The 18,517-nt window shown below is 60.5% G+C and carries 3 protein-coding genes (1 of these 3 cut by a window edge); all 3 read right to left on the reverse strand.

Annotated features, from left to right (window positions below; all coding sequences use genetic code 11):
* Tightly spaced (each overlapping or abutting the next), the 3 genes in view from J2T09_RS15540 to J2T09_RS15550 form a layout consistent with a single transcriptional unit that may run on beyond the window.
* Nucleotides 1-1,710, reverse strand: the 5' portion of a protein-coding gene (locus J2T09_RS15540; protein WP_306836233.1) for a non-ribosomal peptide synthetase. It extends 4,929 nt beyond the left edge of the window; only the first 1,710 of its 6,639 coding nucleotides appear in the window; it begins with the start codon at nt 1,708-1,710; its stop codon lies beyond the left edge, outside the window.
* Nucleotides 1,707-8,885 (reverse strand): non-ribosomal peptide synthetase, encoded by a 7,179-nt coding sequence (locus J2T09_RS15545; RefSeq protein ID WP_306836235.1) that lies wholly within the window; start codon nt 8,883-8,885, stop codon nt 1,707-1,709. The genes J2T09_RS15540 and J2T09_RS15545 overlap by 4 nt, the downstream gene beginning before the upstream one ends.
* Entirely contained in the window at nt 8,886-18,395 is a 9,510-nt protein-coding gene (locus tag J2T09_RS15550; RefSeq protein WP_306836237.1) for a non-ribosomal peptide synthetase/type I polyketide synthase, read from the reverse strand.
* Nucleotides 18,396-18,517: the final 122 nt, after the last annotated feature.

The raw sequence follows: 18,517 nt of genomic DNA on the forward strand, positions 1-18,517 counted from the left end.
GCCGGGCGGCATTGTGGGGTCAAGCGGAACATAGACCGCGCCGGCGAGCCATATTCCCAGCATGGTCACGACCGCATTCGTGGATCGCGGGGCGGAAAGGCCGATCAGGTCTCCCTGTTTTACGCCCCTGTCTTGCAGGTTTGCCGCCACGCTCCATGCCCGCTGGACAAGGTCCTCATATGTCAGTTCGGCATCACCTTCACGGATCGCCACGGCATTCGGGTGCTTTCGCGCCTGTTCCAGAACCATTGCGTGGATCGGCTGGCTGGCTGGAACGCAGGAAAATGGCTGAAGCGGCCTGCTTTCTGTCCATGGAGCCTTGCCGAGTGCATCGCATCGGATGCCCGGTGTCGCTGCGATGTCTTCGAGCAGGGCGATGTAATGGGCGATGATGTCGGCAATGCCATCGGCGTCGAACAGGTCCGTCGAATATTCGAGAAGGCCCTTCAGCCCGTTTTCCGTTTCGGCAATGTAGAGCCCGAGTTCGAATTTCGCGGTGTCGCAAAAAATGTCCATCACCGAAGCTGTCAGTTCCGGAAGGTCCACGCGCTGCAACACGCCTGGCTCGAACACGAACATCACCTGTGGGATTTGATGTCGATGAGTGTTCATGCCGGGAGCCAGATCGGTCAGCAGCCGCTCGAACGGCAGGTCCTGATTGTCCAGCGCTCCTGTCACCGTGTCGCGAACGGCGGAGAGACATGTGGTGAATTCAGCCGTGCGGTCGACGTGCGTCCTCAGCAAAAGCGTATTGGCAAAACACCCGACGGCATGCTCGAACCCACGCTTCCGACGATTGGATACGGCGGTTCCGACAACGATGTCGTCCTGTCCGGTCAGGTTGGCCAGAAGCAGCTTGAAGCCGGCAAGCAGTGTCATGAACAGGGAACTGCCACATGAGCGGCTGATCTCGTTGAGACGGTTGGTCAGCGCAGGCGGTATCGTAAAGACGGCGGTCTTGCCGGCGAACGTGGATTGAAGCGGGTGCGGGTGGTCGTAGGGCAGCAGAAGCCGCGCCGGCATGTCGGCAAGCTGCCCTCGCCAGAACTCCAATTGTGATGGAGCTTCCGGTGCCTGTTCTGAAAACTTTTGGGTCTGCTCGTCGATGAATGTGCCATAGGACGGTTCGGGTGGGGTTTGCGGCGTTTTTTGCCCGAGCACGAAGCGGCTATAGGCGTTGAACAGGTTCTTCATCAGAATGCCGGCCGACCAGCCGTCCATTGCCATGTGATGCCCGGTTATCTGCAGGACATGCTCCTGTGCCGACTGACGGAAGAGCTTTGCGCGCAGCAGGGGAGCGTCGGTCAGGTCGAAGGCAAGATTTGCTTCCTTTGCCATTTGGTCGTGAAGTTGTTCCTGTCCAGGGCCCTCGGATGACAGGTCGATCATCGGCAGGGAGAAGCGCGGGCCCCGAAGCGGCAGGCGTTTCGGCACACCTTCTTCGAGGATGAAACAGGTTCTCAGGGTTTCGTGATTGTCGATGAGTTCCTGAAAAGCCGCCTGAAGGCATTTGGCGTCGAGATGACCATAAAGACGGAAGGCTGCGGGAATGTTGTAGAAGGGTGATCCCTGCGCCATACGGTGCTGGAACCAGAGACGGTTCTGCACAAAGGAAAGATCTTCCCGTCCCGGATCTCCGCAGACATCTGGCCTTCGATCGGGCTGATGCAGGTCCTCTGCGGCTGAGAGATTGCGTTCGATGAGGTTCATGGCGCCCCTCCCGTTTTCGCGTCAACTGCCCGTCGCCCGCCCACAAACGAGTGGAGCAGGACATCGTCTGCCGCGAGGTGGAAGCGGTCTCTGATGCTTCCGAAATCCACATGGCCGATCGGGCAAAGGCCCAATTGCATGCCATTCGAGGTCCCGGTTCTCGAGGCTTGCTCCCTCAATATCTGTGCGATGGCACCGGCCTCGATTCGGCAAAATTCGATGGATTTCTCGCCATAGAGAGGCGTAACGGCCGGCATGTGGGCCACGAGAAAAATGGAAAACGCCGATTGTGCATAAAGCCGGCGGTTGGATGGGTCATGGATTTCGGCCCGGATACCGGGCTCGGTGTCCAGAAGGGTCAATGTGGCGTGCCACGGATCGAGGTAATAAAGCCCAGCGCTGAGATCGGCCACCTTGCCGCCCTCGACGTGCAGGTAGGTCCGCACCGCGTAGCGGCTGCCTGCCGACGCGTAGGTGAAACGATACACGCCCTCGTCATCCTGTGCCGCAGTCAACGCAGCCAGCAATGTCCGGATTTCGGTCAGTGTCACCGGCTCGGCGGCAAACTCCCTGGCGCTTGCATATATGTGGTCGAAGGAGGGTAGCGCGTGCCGCTCCCCATCCAGCGCAAGTCGTGCACTGTGGCTGTTCTTGAAGGCTTCGCGTTCGGCCGGATCGAGAAGGGTACCGTCGGTCACGTCCAGTCGCCCGCCGGAAGAGGCCGCGAGGCCGGCAGGTGTCGGTTGTCGATAGAATGTGACGAAGTCGAGCTTGAGAGAAAGCTCCTGATCCATCGCATTGGCCAGTTTCACGATATCGACGGATGTCGCGCCACATTCGATCAGGTCGTCTTGAGGACCAACGGCGATATTGAGAATGTCGCTCGCCAGCGCTGCTATGCGTGTTGCTGCGCCCTCACGAGATTTTACCGGCCCTGACACGGGCTGATCGGCCGCAATTCTGGCGGCTGATCGTTCCTGTGCCTGCGAAACCAGCTTGCTGCGATCGACCTTGCCGTTCGGCGTCAGCGGGAAGGCGGTTAGCGGCTGCAGGCTGGACGGCAGCATATAGGCCGGCAGGCATGTTTCCAGATGCCGGCGAAGACTTGCGCTGTCGACCGCGCGGTCTGGAGACGGCACGAAGAAGGCGGCAATCTCCCTGCGTTTCCGGCCGATGGCGACAACGATTGCCTCATCGACATGCGGATGCCGGCGCAGTCTTGTCTCGATCTCACCGAGCTCGACGCGATAGCCGTTGATCTTCACCTGGTTATCGGCGCGGCCGATGATGTCCACATTGCCATCGGGAAGCCACCTGCCCAGATCGCCAGTATCGTAAAGCCGCTCGCCTGTTGCAGGGTGAAGAAGAAAACGTCGTTCCGTTTCCTTCGGATCTTTCCAATAGCCATTTGCAAGTCCTGAGCCGGCTATGAAAATTTTCCCCTGTGCCCAGACCGGACGGGAATTGAAGTTGTCGTCCAGCACATGGATGGTCTGGTTGCGAAGCGGTTTTCCATAGGGAATGCTCGTCCAGGCCGGATCGATGCCATGGATGGGGTATGCGATCGACCAGATTGCAGCCTCGGTTGCTCCACCCAGGCTGATCACGTCCACTCGCCTTGGATGCGAGCGATCGAATATGCGTTGCGGCAGGCTCACGGGTATCCAGTCGCCGCTCAGCATCATCAGCCGAAGACTTGACGGAAGCGTTTCTTCACCGCGTTCGACGCAATCCACCAGCAGTTCCGCGAGGGCAGGCACAGAGTTCCATACACTGACATCGCATTCGCGCATGCGCGCAAGCCAGTGTTGCGGATCACGCGCGCCGGCGGAATGGGGAAGAACAAGTGCTGCACCGGCAGCCAGCGTTCCAAAGACATCATAGACGGAGAGATCGAAACTGAGCGACGATATGCCGAAGATGCGATCGCCCGGCCAGATATCGTGACGTTCGTTGATGTCGAGGATCGTATTGGCCGCGGCCCGATGTGTAATCTCGACGCCTTTCGGCATGCCCGTCGATCCGGATGTATAGATGACATAGGCAAGCGAATCCGGCTTGGGTCTTGTTCCTGCCGGCGTGAGGTCTTGTGGCTCTGTGATGTCCTGATCGACACGAAACCTGCGAATTGTGTCCCCCCATTCTAGTCGCGCATCGATCCAGGATTGCGTCAGCACGAGGGAGGTTTGCGAGATTTCGAGCAGTTCGTTTATGCGCGCCGGCGGCAGATCGGCATCGATGGGAAGATAGGCGGCCCCGCTCTTCAGGATGGCGAGCGCCGCCACGACCTGTTCCCAACCCTTCTGCATGACGATTGCGACCAGTGTTTCCGATCTGGCGCCATTGGCCGCCAGCCATTGACTGATACCGCCGGAAGCGTCGTCCAGCTCCTGAAAACTCAGCACACGCCTTGGCGCCAGTATTGCCACGGCCTCCGGCGTCTTGCGGGCTTGCGCCTCGAAGAGATCCAGCAACGTCAGATCAGGAAATGCGTTTCCGGTATCGTTGGCTGCGGCCTGCAGTTCGATCTGCCGGGCGGAAAGGTCAAGCGGGTGTTTTTCGTGCCAGCTTTCCGGTTCCGTTGCCAATCTGTCGAGAAGCGCGCGATAGGCCTCGAACATGGTTTCCCAAAGACCGGCGGGAAAGAGCTCTTCAACGATATCCCAGTTGTAGCGCAGTTCTCCTGCCTCTTCGTAGACCTGATGATCGCAGAAGATCTGCGGAGTCTGGGTAATGCCATAGACGAGTTCGCCCAACTCCCGGAGTGTCGATGTATCCTGCCCTTCACCGAATTGCGGCAGGATGCTGCTGAATACCACCGGCATCATGGCGTGGCCTCGGCGGCGAGCCAGCTCCCGTAAAACGTCCAGGCCGCTGTAATCGCGATGATCGAGATCATCGAGAAGCTGGTTCTGGATCGCCAGAGCCCGATCGACAAAATCGAGGGTTGGAAATGGCTCGACCGTCAGCAGGGTAAGCGAGGTGAAATCGCCGACAATTGCAGTCACGTCCGGATGCAAGGGCTGCCGATTGAACAGGGTGATGTTCAACGTGAAGCGCGGACTGGCCGACCATGCGCGTAGGACCTCGCTGAACGCTGTCATCAGCAGAGCGGAAGGCGTAAGGCCAAAGCCTGCCGCCCGTTTTTTCGTTGCGGCCCATAATTCGGCGGGCATTCGACCTGAATAGCGTTTAAATCCGCCAGCGACCTTTGTCGCGGATCTGCCGGGGGCAAAGGGAAGATCAGGAGCGGGCGCGATATCATCGAGGCGAGCCTGCCAGTACCGGACACTGGTCTCGTTGCGGTTCTGTCGCTCGGTCGTAAGAATGTAATCGCGAAAGGTAATCCCCGGCTCCGGCAATACGGCCTGCGGATGACCGGCCACCAGCCCCCATTCCCTGCAGAAATTGATCCAGCTCAGCGCGTCGCCGATCATCAGGTCGAAGCTGATATGCAGCCTCAGGCAATCGTCGAGTTGGCTGCTGCGGATATCGAACAGCGGCCACCTGTCCAGAGGAAGGATCTGGTGCGAAAGGTTTTCGCGAAACTCGTTCAGTGCGCGGGCCCTGACCTTCGGTGGAAGCTCCCGCATGTCCGTGTGCCGGATGCGGTAATGCGGCACGTCGGCAAGAACGCGCTGCGTCCCGTCTGCCGCAACGATGCATCGCAACATGTCATGCCGCATGATCAGGCGATTGAACGCATTTTCGATGGCGGCGTGTGAAAAATCCTTGCAGTCGATTTCGACATAAAGGTGTGCAGCGGTGCCGCCCAGCGTCATGTCGCTTCGCCGACCGATCCAATAGGCTTGCTGAACGGCGTTGAGCGGAAAGGGCTCGAACCTGTTTTTCGGATCTGCCTGAAAGGCCGCAGGTGCCGGCGTATGCGGTGCCGGCTCGGGATTGGGCACCGGCATGGCTTCCATGATGCGCGCCTGCGCCGCTATCGTTCTCGCCTGAAACAGGGTGCGCAAGGGAAGGGAAATCCGGAAGACATCGTTGATCCGGCTGACCAGGCGGATCGCGAGCAGCGAATGACCACCGAGGTCGAAGAAATCATCATCCGTTGCGATGGCCGGCACGGGCAACAATTCCTGCCAGATTCGCAACAGCCGTGCTTCGGCGACGGAACGGATAGGCCGCCCCTCGGACAGGACTTCGTTCGATTTCTGAACCATGGTTTCGAAATAGATTCGCGAACGATCGAGCTTGCCGCTACTGCCGCGCTGTAACGATGGCGCGATGCAGATCCGTGTCGGTACCATGGCGTCAGGCAGATTTTGCGCCAGCCTTGCCCTGATCGCTGCCGGATCGATTGCCGCCTGGTCTTGCGGGACGATGACGGCGACCAATCGATCTCCGCGCGGTCCGCCACACAGGCCGACAACAGCGTCCTTTATCTCCTCCTGTGCCGTCAGGGCGGTTTCGATCTCGCCGGGTTCGATCCGCACGCCGTGCAATTTGACCTGGTTGTCACGCCTGCCAAGAAAGAGAATCTCACCATCGGTGGAGAAGCGGGCGAGATCGCCGGTCGCGTATAGCCGCGCGCCCGGTTCCCCTGAGAACGGGTCAGGCACAAATTGAGTGGCGGTGAGCGCGGCTTCAAATGCATATCCGCGCGCAAGGTTGTCGCCGCCGATAAAAAGCTGCCCGGGTGCGCCGAGCGGAACGGGTTGAAGCGCGTCATCGAGAATATGAAGTTGCGTATTGGCGATCGGGTGGCCGATCGTCACTATCGGCCCATCGCCCGGTCGGCAGGATTTGCGACTGACGTCGATGGCGGCCTCGGTTGGCCCATAGAGATTTTCAAGTTGCGCAGCCGGTATGCGGCGCAGGCATTCGTCGCGCAGGTCGGCACTCAGCGCCTCGCCGCTGCATACGATAAGTCGCAATGCGGGAAATGCCTTTTCCTTCGTTTCCTGCAGGAAGAGTGACAATAACGACGGAACGAAATGCATGACGGTGACGTGACGACCGTCGATCGTCTCCGCCAGATGCCGGCTATCGGTATGCATTCCCGGCCTAGCCATGACGATGGCGGCGCCACTCGTCAGCGGCCAGAGAAACTCCCAGACAGACACATCGAAGGTGGCGGGTGTTTTCTGAAAAACGCGGTCGTCCGCCGTCAGCCGGTAGCTGTCCTGCATCCAGAGAATGCGGTTGAGCAGGCCGCGATGGGTGTTGACCACGGCTTTGGGCGTGCCGGTAGAACCGCTTGTGTAGATGATATAGGCTGCGGCGTCCGGATCGATCCGCACGTTCAGATCGATGCGGGACAGAGCCGCCTCCTGCTGCGGAGAAATATCAGGCAGAGCCATATCCCTGATGGAGGCGGATAAGCCGCTGTTTGCCAGATTGCCCAGAACGAGCCTAGCGTCGGCCCGGTGGATCATCGTTTCCACACGCTCTACCGGTAGCGAGGGGTCTATCGGCAGGAATGCTCCTCCGGCCTTGAGCACCGCGAGCATGGAGACGACAAGCTCCACGCTCCTGTCGAAATAGAGAGCAACGGGCTTTTCGGGGCCAATGCCGGCAGCGTTCAGGCGCCGTGCCAGCTGATCCGATGCGTGGTCCAGTTCCTTGAAGTCGATGACTCGTTCATCCGTCACGACGGCTTCGGCAGTCGGGAAAAGCTTCGCCGCCCGCCGGATGACCGTCACGATATCCGGAGCATCATCCGGCCACCGAACGGAAGTGTCATTCCATGTGGCCAGCTTGGCCGTGTCGCGCGCAGAAAGCGACGTCAAACTATCGATCCGCTGATCCGGATTGATGAGGCCCGCTTCAAGAACCGCCAGATAGTGGTCGAAAATGCGAGTGATCTCATCCTCGTCAAAGAGGTCCGTGGCGTATTCAAGCGTGAGTTCGTATTGCCCTTCCAATTCGATGATCTCGAGCGTGAGATCGAATTTTGCCTTGCCGGTTTTCACCGCAAGAGGTTTCAGGGACAGGCTTGCGAATTCCAGTGACGGAATGGTCATGTTCTGCATCACGAAGGCGGCCTGGAAGACAGGGTTGTAGGCAAGGCTTCGTTCGGGCTGCAGGTTTGCGACGATCTGTTCGAACGGCATATCCTCGTATTCGAATGCCTGAACCGACCTTTCCGCCGTTGCGGCGATGGCTCGCCGGAATGAAAGGGTTTCGTCGAAGTCGAGATTGAGTGGCAGCGTATTGACGAAAAAGCCGATCAGCTTTTCGGATTGCAGCTGGCGTCGATTGGCGACCGGGCAGCCGATCGTGATATTTCCCTGGCCGGAAAAGGTGCTGAGCGTGATCTTGTAGGCCGCCAGCAGGATCATGAAGGGGGTGACGGCAAGGGTCTTGCCGGCGAGGCCGCCCTTTGTTGCAGCGCTACGCAGGCGTGCGCTGAGTTCCGCCCCCAGTGTTCGTCGCTGTTGCGCACCCGAAAAACTCGGCAGTGCCGGCCGGGGTCTGTTCGCCGACAGGGACAAGGTTTCGTTCGATGGCTGCAGGACATCTTGCCAATATCGCAACATCCTGTCGGCTGCCGGCCCGCTCACGTGCCGCCGCTGCCAGTTGATGCAGTCGGAATATTGCAATGGCAGGGGTGGCAGCTCGGAGCCCTGATAGAGCGCCTTCATCTCCTCCACGAACAACATGAGCGACCAGCCATCGGCGACGATATGGTGCATCGTCACGACGAGAATGTGCTCGTTTTCGGATCTGCGCAGCAGCGCGCAGCGGATCAGCGGCCCACTGGCCAGATCGAATGGCTTGGTGACCTCGGCCGTGATCCATGTCTCCAGCCATGCTTCTTCAGCTTCGGATGGCATTTCCTCCGAGATGAAGGGAAGCCGGACGTCCGGAAACGTCACCCGGGAGGGTTGCCCTTCTATCGCCGGAAACGCGGTGCGCAGGATTTCATGCCGGGCCACGATCGAGCGGATGGTGTTGTGCAGTCTGTCCGCGTCGAGCGGGCCGTCTATCCGAAGAGCGAGTGGCACGATATAGGCACCCGTATCACCGTAAAGCCGCTCGAGAAACCATAGACGCTGCTGCGCGAAGGACAGGTCCGTTGGTGGCGCTGCCGGACGATCCTCCTCTGCCCCTCTTCGGTCTGTACCGTCGCCCTCGACCTTCGCGGCAGCCTGTCGGACGAGTTCAGCAAGGTGTTTTTGATCGATGACGTCGGTATGCGGAGGACGAGTGGACATTCACGATCTCCTTCCGGCGGCCGAGGCGGGTGGGGCCTCCTGCTGCGCAATTTCGTAGAGTTCCTGCAGGATCAGGTCATGTTGGCCGGCGATTGTCGGCGCTTCGAAGATCCAGCGCAGCGGCACATCGATCGACAAGGCGTCACGCAAGCGATTGGCAAGCTGCACAGCCTTGAGCGAGTGTCCGCCCAGGGCAAAGAAATTGTCCTCAATGCCGATGCGCCGCTTCGAGAGAACATCGCTCCAGGCGTCTACGATAAGCTGATCAAGCGCATCCCTCGGTGGCTTAATCTCTGCAACGCGTATGACCGAACGAGGAAGCGGCAGGGCGCCGATATCCAGTTTGCCATTGCCGGTGATGGGCAGGGCATCGATCACGATGACCGCGTCCGGCACCATGTGGGCCGGCAGCCTCTGGGCCACGTGTTGCCGCAGGGTTTCAGCAAGCGCGGTGCGCTGTCGATGTTGCTGTGGGTTTCCTGCAAATCGGCGCCAGTTTTCCGAAAGACGGGATGGTTCGATAAACATCGCAGCTTCGGCCGCGGGGCGCGAGCCGTGCGTCTGCGGAACGAAAAGGGCGTCGAACATGCCATTCGCATGGCCCTCGGTCCATTGCAGATTGGCCCTGAACCCGTGCAAGGCAGCGGTTTCGGACAAGGCGACGGGATCGATGCCGGCCATGTCTATTTCGGCGGGAACTGCATTCAATGCGCCGGCCCAGACCGATATACGGCTGTTGGTTATACCACGCAGGCCGCAGATTTCGGAACTCGGCCGTGAACTGAGCCATTCGCCGATATCGTCGACATCCGAGATCAAGCCTTGAGCGAAGTGCCAGTCCGGCGGCGATACCGGAAGGGTCTGCCGCTGCCGATAAAGCACGGCGTCGAAACGGAATCGCGTCATCTCGTTATCCGCATGCGTCCGTTTCAGATGAACCGCGACACGCGACAGGGCAGGATGGCGGCGTGGCAGGCTTCGGAAATATTCCGGCCCGATCGTCAACTCCTTGTCCTCGGCACAACGCTCGGCCACGAGTGCTGTCAGTGTTGACTGGTCGAAGCTCGCAATGGTGTCGGGGTCGTCATGCGCCAGTACGGAAAGGTGGAAGGCTTCCTGAACCGCGTGGTTGCGCACATCGCCCACGAACATCGCCCCGTCGGCGGTCAGCTTGGTCAGCGCCTTTGTGATGACCCTCTCGAGATAATCTATGCTCGGGAAGAGCTGGGTGACCGAATTCATGACGATGGTATCGACGCTGCCTTCGGCAATATCATCGAGCGCATCGGCCGCGCCCTCGACAAGGTCTATCCTGTCGATAAGATCTCCCATGGCCGAAAGCTTGTCTGCGATATGCGCCAGCCCGACAGCGGAAATATCCATGGCGATGTAGCGTTCGACAGTCGGCGCGAGCCGCAACAGCAGCATGCCGGTGCCGCAGCCGATTTCCAGAATTCTGCGCGGCTGCAAGGCTTCGATCGCTGACACCGTATGGTCTACCCATTCGCGCATTTCGTGTTGCGGGATCGGGCTGCCATCGTGGCTGCGGTTCCACCCGGAACTGTTCAATGCGTTCGGGGCAGCGGTGTCGGCAGGCGCCGCATAGGTGGCGTCAAACACGTCTCGCCATTCGGCGATGGTCGCGGCATCACCGCCATCACCGTTATCCCCGGTCCTTGCAACGACATAGGCGATCAGGCCTTGGGTATCCCCGGCCGGTGACGGTATGACGATGCAATCCTCGACCGCAGAATGCTGCTTGAGCACGGCACCGATTTCGGCAGGCTCGATACGATAGCCGCGGATTTTCAACTGAACGTCGAGCCGGGCGATATATTCGAGGGAGCCGTCGGCCAGCCATCGGGCAGCGTCGCCGCTGCGATAAAGACGAGCACCGGGTTGACCGGAATATGGGTCGGGCACAAATCGCTCGGCCGTCAGGGCGGGACGGTCAATATATCCCGAAGCGACCCCGCCGCCGCCGACATGAATTTCGCCCGGCACCCCGACCGGCACGGGCAGACCTGCGTCATCGAGAAGAATGACCGAACGGTCATGCAGCGGTCGCCCGATCGGATTTCGCAACGAAAGATCGGCCTGCGTCATGGTTTTTGCCGTGACATGCACCGTCGTTTCGGTGATGCCGTACATGTTGACCAATCGCGGCCCGCTGTCCCCGTAGGCCGCGAACCAGTCCGTCAGGACCGCCGGGTCCAGCGCCTCGCCGCCGAAAACGATGAGACGCAGCGACGGCAGCAGGTCCCCCGCCGACAGATGATGGGCGGTGAACGACCTGAAGGCTGTCGGAGTCTGGTTGAAGACGGTGACACGTTCGTTGCGCAGGATGTCCTGAACAGCCTTCGGGTCCCGGATCATCGGGGCTGCAGGAATGATCAGCCTTCCGCCGTTCAGAAGTGCCGTCCAGATTTCCCAGACCGAAAAATCGAATGCCGGAGAATGAAACAGCAGGCCGACGTCCTGATCGGAAAAACCGAATTCGCTTCCCGACATATCGACAAGCCGCAACACGCTGTCATGGCTGATCGCAACACCTTTCGGGGTTCCCGTCGATCCGGACGTATAGATGACGTAGGCGGTCGTGGACGAAAAGATGCCGGAGCGCTGCTGGCGTGGGGGACGCTCCGCTGCGAGTTCCCCTGGACGTCCATGATCATCGAGGACGAGCAGAGGCAGGCTGATTTGACCAGGTTTTGTCGCTGCCGCGCTGTCGCATACCAGAGCCACAAGCTTTGCGTCCGCCGCCAGTTGCGCCTTGCGCTGTTCGGGCCATTCCTCATCCATGGGCACATAGGCCGCACCTTCATGCAGGATCGCCAGCATCGCGACGATGCAGGCGGTCGATCGCCCGATATCAATGCCGACGAGATCGCCATGGCCGACCCCGATATTGCCCAGCGCGCCGGCCAGTTCCTTCGCGCGGGACAAAAGCTCGCCATAGGTCACGGATCGGATATCCGATGCGCTGCGATACTCGCGCAGCGCAATTGCCGTCGGGGCGTTTTCTGCGATCTTCTCGAAGCGGGAAAACAGGGTTTCGCTGGAACCGGAAACAAGGTCCATCCGCCCGAACGCAATCGCCTTACCGGCCTCCATATCCGTCGCCCGGAAAAGGCATGCCAGGCTGGTATCGGATGTCGGTGCCCCATTCTCCTGCTGATCCGCCAAACGGGACAGGATGGCTTCATAACGCTGCATGAAAGTGAGGATGTCCGCGTCGTCATAGAGATCGGTATCGAACTCGCATTCGAACACCAGCGCTTCGCCATGCTCGGCTGCCTCGATGATGAGGTCCGCTTCCGATGTGCCGTTGTCGATCTGGATGAACGGTTTGAGAAAATTTCCTGTCAGGTCAGCGGAGAACTGCATTCTGCGCGTGCGGCCGTCGAATGCATGCAGAACGAAGGACACAGAAAAGAGCGGGGCTTCACTGCCCTCGCGCCGGGAGCCGGAGGCCGCCACGATCTGGTCGAAGGGGCAACGCCCGTGTTCGAAGGCGTCGAGCGATTGGCGGCGAACTTCCGCGATCAGATCGTCGATGGAGCTCGTAGGGTCGATCCGGGTGCGTAGCGGTATGAAATTGGTGAAGTCGCCGAGCGTGGATTCGGTATCGCTTGTCCGGGTGGACAGGACCGTGCCGATCGTCACATCGGTCTGGCCGGTGAATTGGTGCAGGCTGGCCGTCAATCCGCTCAACATGGTCATGAAAAGCGTGGCCCCATGGCGGGTGGCCGTTGCATGGAGCCCACTCACCGAAACGGATCGGGTCTGGTAGGCAAGCCGCCGTCCCTGCATGCGGCGGGTCGGCGGGCGCCGTCGTTCGGATGGCAGGCAGGTCGGTGGCGGCAGGTCGACAAGATTGGCCTGCCAATAGGCCAGATCGGTTTCGCTCGCTCCACCCTCTGCGGCCGGATCGGCAATGTATGTCCCGCGCTTCGCCATTTCAGGTAGCGGATCGCCCGCCGCAAGAGCGGAATACCATGCCTCCAACTCCGGAATGACGATGCCGCCGAGAGACCAGCCATCGGCGACCATATGGTGGAATGTCAGGGCAAGGACATAGCGATCGTCGCCGAGCTTGATCAGCAGCGCGCGAAAAGCGGCTTCGGATGAAAGGTCGAAACGATAGGCTGCCTCGCCCTGCAAAAGCCTGTTGAGCGTTTGCTGGCGCATATCCGGCCCAAGGTCGGAAATGTCGATATACATCAGACCGGCGATGACGGGCTGCACGGTTAGCATCGGTTCGGCGGCATGATCCACGATATGCGTTCGCAGAACCGGATGGTGGTGCTGTAGCCGTCTCAGGCACTGATCGAGCAGCTGTCGATCGACCGGCCCGGACAGCTCGATCGCCGTCGGCAGATTGTAGGCGGGGCTGTCGGGATGCATTTGTTGTTGCATCCAAAGTCTTCGCTGTGACGAGGACAGCGGGTAGCCTCTGCTTTCCTGCGGCAGGGATCGCTCGCCGGCCACTCCTGCGGCAGGCTGTGCCGATGCGTGCGATTGGAGACGTCCGGAAGGGGCATCGAGCAGAATGGCAGTGATGGAGGCAATGCTGCCGCCGCCCAACAATCCGGCAAGCGGGATGCTGATGCCGGTCTCGGATCTGATCCGGTTGGCCATGCGAATGGCCATGAGCGAATCCATCCCATAAGTAAGAAGCGGTCGGTGGAGATCCAGCTCGGCGCCATCCAGAAGCAGGATCTGCGATATCGCCAGACGCAGGTAGGATATGGCGCCGGGCTCATCGAAACCGGCAAGGCTCAGGGCTTCAGGGGTCGTTGCCGGCTCCGCCGGTGTCTGGCTGGATATGGCGGCGAGTGAAGTCTCCATCCCGTCCAGCCAGTAGCGCTTTTTCTGAAATGGATAGCCGGGCAATGGCACGCGGCTTCCATCCTGCACGGCGGCGCAATTCAGCGGCGCTCCCGCTTCCCACAGACGCGCGAACGACTTCAATGCCGTGCGGGCCGGAGAACCGGTTTTCTGCAGGGATGCAAGGCAGCGCTCCTCAAAGGGCGGATGTTCCGTCGCAGCATTCGAGACAAGGCTGCTGCCCGGCCCCATTTCGATCAGCCAGAAATCCTCGCCTGAACGGGATGCGGTGGTCAGGCTGCTGATGGCTGCCTGGAAGTCGACCGTGCCACGGGCCTGCCGCCCCCAGTATTCCGATGGGATCGATGCGCCTGGAGGCAACATGACCACGTCATGGGTCGTGATCATGGCGGTGCCCAAGGCCGCGGCCTTCAGGTTCTCGGCAAAATCGGCAATCGAGGTTGCGGCGGAAGACATGGCCGATGTGTGGAAGGCGCGCGAGACCGGAAGCAGTCTCGCATCCACGCCGCGGATGTTTGCCCGTGACAACGCTTCGGTAATGCCGTCATGCGGACCGGCAATGACGATGTTGCGTGGGCCGTTTCTCGCGGCGATTTCGAGGGCATCCAGGCCATTTATGATTGCCGCGGCCTCCGCGATCCCGGCCAGTATGGCTGCCATGCTGCCCGGCTTAACGTCTTCCTGCATGATACGGCCACGTTCGATGGCAAATCGCAGGCCGTCGGCAAAATACAATCCGCCGGCCACACACGCGGCCGAAAGTTCGCCAATGCTGTGGCCGATGCAGAATTCGGGTTGAAGGCCGAAGGATTGCCATTGCCGGGCGATGGCCACTTCGATGAGGAACAGAGCCGGCTGCGTCCAGATCGTATCGTCCAGCCGCCTCTCGACATCCTCGCCGTCCATGATTGCCCGCAATGAAGGGATGCCATGCGAACGAGCGATGGTCTCGCCTTCTTCAAGGGTTGCGCTTGCGGCGGCACCAAGAGCGCAGGCATCTCGTGCCATGCCGACATATTGTGCCCCCTGTCCGGGAAACAGGAATACCGGCCGGGATGCGGCCATCGAATGTGCATTCCCCGGGCGCCGGGCCGAAAGGCGTTTTGCCAGTTCGGAACCGTCGCGACCGCTTAATGCCAGCCGGCATGGCAGTGTCGATCGTGCCGTTGCGGCGCTGAAGCAGATATCCGCCACCTCCTGCAAGGATGCCGTGTGCAGCTGCTGTCGATATCTGTCGACGAGTTCGGTCAGGGCGCCGGTGTCGGCGGCCGAGAGCGGCAGCAGGAAATCACCCGACAGTTTGCCCGTTTCTGTCCTGTCGAGATCATGCGTCACGCCCGGTGCCGTTCCGACGATCACATGCGCATTGGTGCCGCTGATGCCGAACGAACTGACGCCGGCACGTTGACCGGGGACCCATGCGGTAGCGGTGGATGGCAGGGCGAGAGGCGAGAGGCTCCAGTCGTGCAGCGGGCTCGGCCGATCCGCCGTGAGATGATGCGGTAGGGTCCGGTGATTGAGGGCAAGCACCGTTTTCATCAGTCCTGCCAGCCCGGCTGCCGCTTCCAGATGCCCGATCTGCGCCTTCACCGAGCCGACAGAAACCTTGCCGGAGCGCCCGCCAAAGACGTCGGCCAGGGCCGCGAGCTCGATCGGGTCGCCAAGTTTCGTGCCGGTGCCATGCGCCTCGACGTAATCGATCTCGTCAGGCAGCGTATTTGCGTCGGCAAGCGCCTGCTTGATCACATCCGCCTGCGCCTGGCGGGATGGCGCGGTCAGCCCGTTGCTGCGGCCGTCGTGGTTGACCGCCGATCCGTGCAATACGCCGATTATGCGATCATGGTCGGCCTGCGCACGCGCAAGCTCTTTCAGAACGATGACGATGCAGCCTTCACCACGGACATAACCATCCGCCCCTTCCGCAAAGGGCAGGCAATGGCCACCTCGGCTCAACATGCCTGTCTTGCAGAAATCCAGATAGGTGTCGGCTGCCAGCATGAGATTGACGCCGCCGACCAATGCCGTGTCTGCCTCGCCCTGACGTATGGCGCGCATGGCAAGATGCGTCGCGACGAGGGACGACGAACATGCCGTGTCCACTGTCATGCAGGGGCCACGAAAACCCAATGCATAGGAAATGCGCCCCGCCGCAACACTGGCGGCATTACCGGTGCCGCTCCATGCATCCAGCCCATCCTGTTTCTTGTGCAGCAGCCTGTAATCGCTGTTGCTCAGGCCCACAAAAACGGCTGTTCGTGTTGCTTCCCGGGTGTCGACGGCAATGCCCGCATCCTCCAGCGCCTGCCAGCTTGTTTCAAGCAGCAGTCTCTGTTGTGGATCCATCGCGCAGGCTTCCCTGCCGGAAATTCCGAACAGGCCCGCGTCAAATCCATCGATGCCCTCGATAAAGGCGCCGCGATCCGTATAGATGCCATCGGGTCGCAAAAGTGGCGCGACATCGAAGCGGTCACGCGGGATATCGCCGATCGCGGTCTCTCGCGAAAGGCATAGTTTCCAGAACGCCTCCGGCGAATCCGCACCTGGAACACGGCAGGCCATGCCGATGATGGCGATCGGCGCATGTTCCTGTGCTGCTCGCGGTATCGGTGCGGAACCCGGGCTGTCCTTCGTCATGGAAGGCGGAACGTTTTCGAGTGCGGCAACGAGCGTGCGGATTGTCGGGTGATCGTAGAGAAGCGTCGCCGGTAGCTGACGGCCGAGTTTCGCCTCAAGCCGTCCGATGATCTCCAGCGATGCACGGGAATTCAGTCCGCAATCCGCAAACGCGATATGATCGGCAATCTGCTCGGCAACAAGCCCGGTCCTGTCGGCGATTTCGCGTCGAAGCCATTCGTTCAGCGGCCATGTCTGGCTGACCGGCTGCGGTTTCGCTGACGTTGCGACCGGGGTTCTGTCCCAGCGGTTCGTTTCGGCAAGCGATGCGGACAGAAATGCGTCGCGGCAAGCCCGCCGTTCGATCTTGCCGCTGGTCGTCATCGGCAGAGACCGCGATTTTACGAAGACGAGTTTTTCGACGGTGAGGCCATGTTCGTCGGCAATCGCCGCCACCACGCTGCTTGCGATATCGCTGATCGCCACCATGTCGGCGGCGCGGGTGTTTTCGATGGCAATGATCAGTTGCTCGTCACCCTGATCATCGATCGAAAAGGCGGCGCAACGGGATGTTTGAAGGCAGGGATGTGCACCGATGACGCTTGTCTCGATATCCTGAGGGTAATGGTTTTGACCGGCAACGATGATGAGATCCTTGATCCGTCCGGTAACATAGAGATGCCCGTTCAAGCGGAAGCCGAGATCGGCCGTCTTCAGATATGGGCCGTCGCCGGCCGCGGTATGGGCATGGAACGTCGCCCGGGTAAGGTCCGGATCGTTGAAATAACCGAGTGCAACGCCTGGGCCTTTCAGCCAGACCTCGCCGATCTCTTCGTCGGCAAGCGGTGAAAGCGTGTCCGGGTCGACGATCAGCAATTGCATGGACGGCACGGGCATGCCGCAGCTCGAAATCGCCGTTTTGCGGATGTCGGCCGGATCGGTTGCCTGGAACCTGCCTGCCGCCAGTATCGTGCGATCGGCATCCTGCCGGATCGGTCTTGTCGCCTCGTAACAGCCTGTCGCCACCAGAACCGTTTCGGCCATTCCATAGGCGGGAGCGAAAGAACCGTAGCTGAATCCGTGGCGCGAGAACCTTTGCGCAAAGGCCTCGAGTGTTGCCGGCCGCACGGTTTCCGCACCCACCTGCGCAATTTTCCAGCCCGAAAGATCGAGGTCCGGCGTCTCGCCCTGATCGATACGGCGGACACAAAGATCGTAGGCAAAATTCGGCGCGCCCGAAATGACGGGAGAAACGCCGGATATGGCCTTCAGCCAGGAGAAAGGACGCTGCAGAAACGAAGCGGCCGGTAACAATTGGCAAGGATTGCCGTTCAGAACCGGTGCGATGACGCCATCCGTCAGGCCCCAGTCGTGGCTGTGCGGCAGCCACACGACCGAGCGCATATCGGAGGTAACAGGAAAGGCGGCACGGTGGCCGTGCCATTGGTGGATGAGGTTTGCGTGGCTGACCATCGCGGCCTTGGGTTCGCCGGTGGAGCCGGAGGTGAACTGCAGATAGGCAAGCGTGTCGTCACGCAGGTCAGGCACATACCAGTCGTTGGCGTCATCGCGGGGCAGGTCATCGACCGTCAGCCATGGCAGATCTCGCCATTCCCCGCTATGCGACCGTATCATCGCCAGACGTTCGAAGACGGCGGATGTTGTCAGCACGATTGACGGCGCGGCGCGCACCAGAATGCGTCGAGTTCGCTCAAGGCTTCGTTCCGAGCGGTCCCTGTTGTGGGGCCGAACATGCGGAATAGCCATCGGGACTGCGGTCACTCCCGCATAAAGGCAACCATAAAAGGCGGCATGAAAATCAAGGCCCGCCGGAAACAGCAATATGGCGCGCATGTTCGACGCGTCATGGCCGAGCGATGCGCGCAAACGCGTGGCAACGGACCGCGCTCTCAGGTCCAGCGCTGCGTAGGACAGGCTGTCGGGTTGTGCGGAAATATTCCCATCCGGCCAGAATTCGAAAGCCGTCCGCTCGCCTTCGGTCGCGGCCCGCCTGGTCAGAACGTCAACGATGGAGGCAATATCCATGGTTCACTCCAACATCCGGCTCGGATTGATGGTCGTTGCGTTTTCAGGTTTTGATGAGCGTCCATGAGGACAAGAGGGGTTATGCGGCCTTCGACCCAGACGGACCGGCCGCATAACCGTAA

This window comes from Neorhizobium huautlense, from assembly GCF_030811685.1.
GTDB lineage: Bacteria > Pseudomonadota > Alphaproteobacteria > Rhizobiales > Rhizobiaceae > Neorhizobium > Neorhizobium huautlense_A.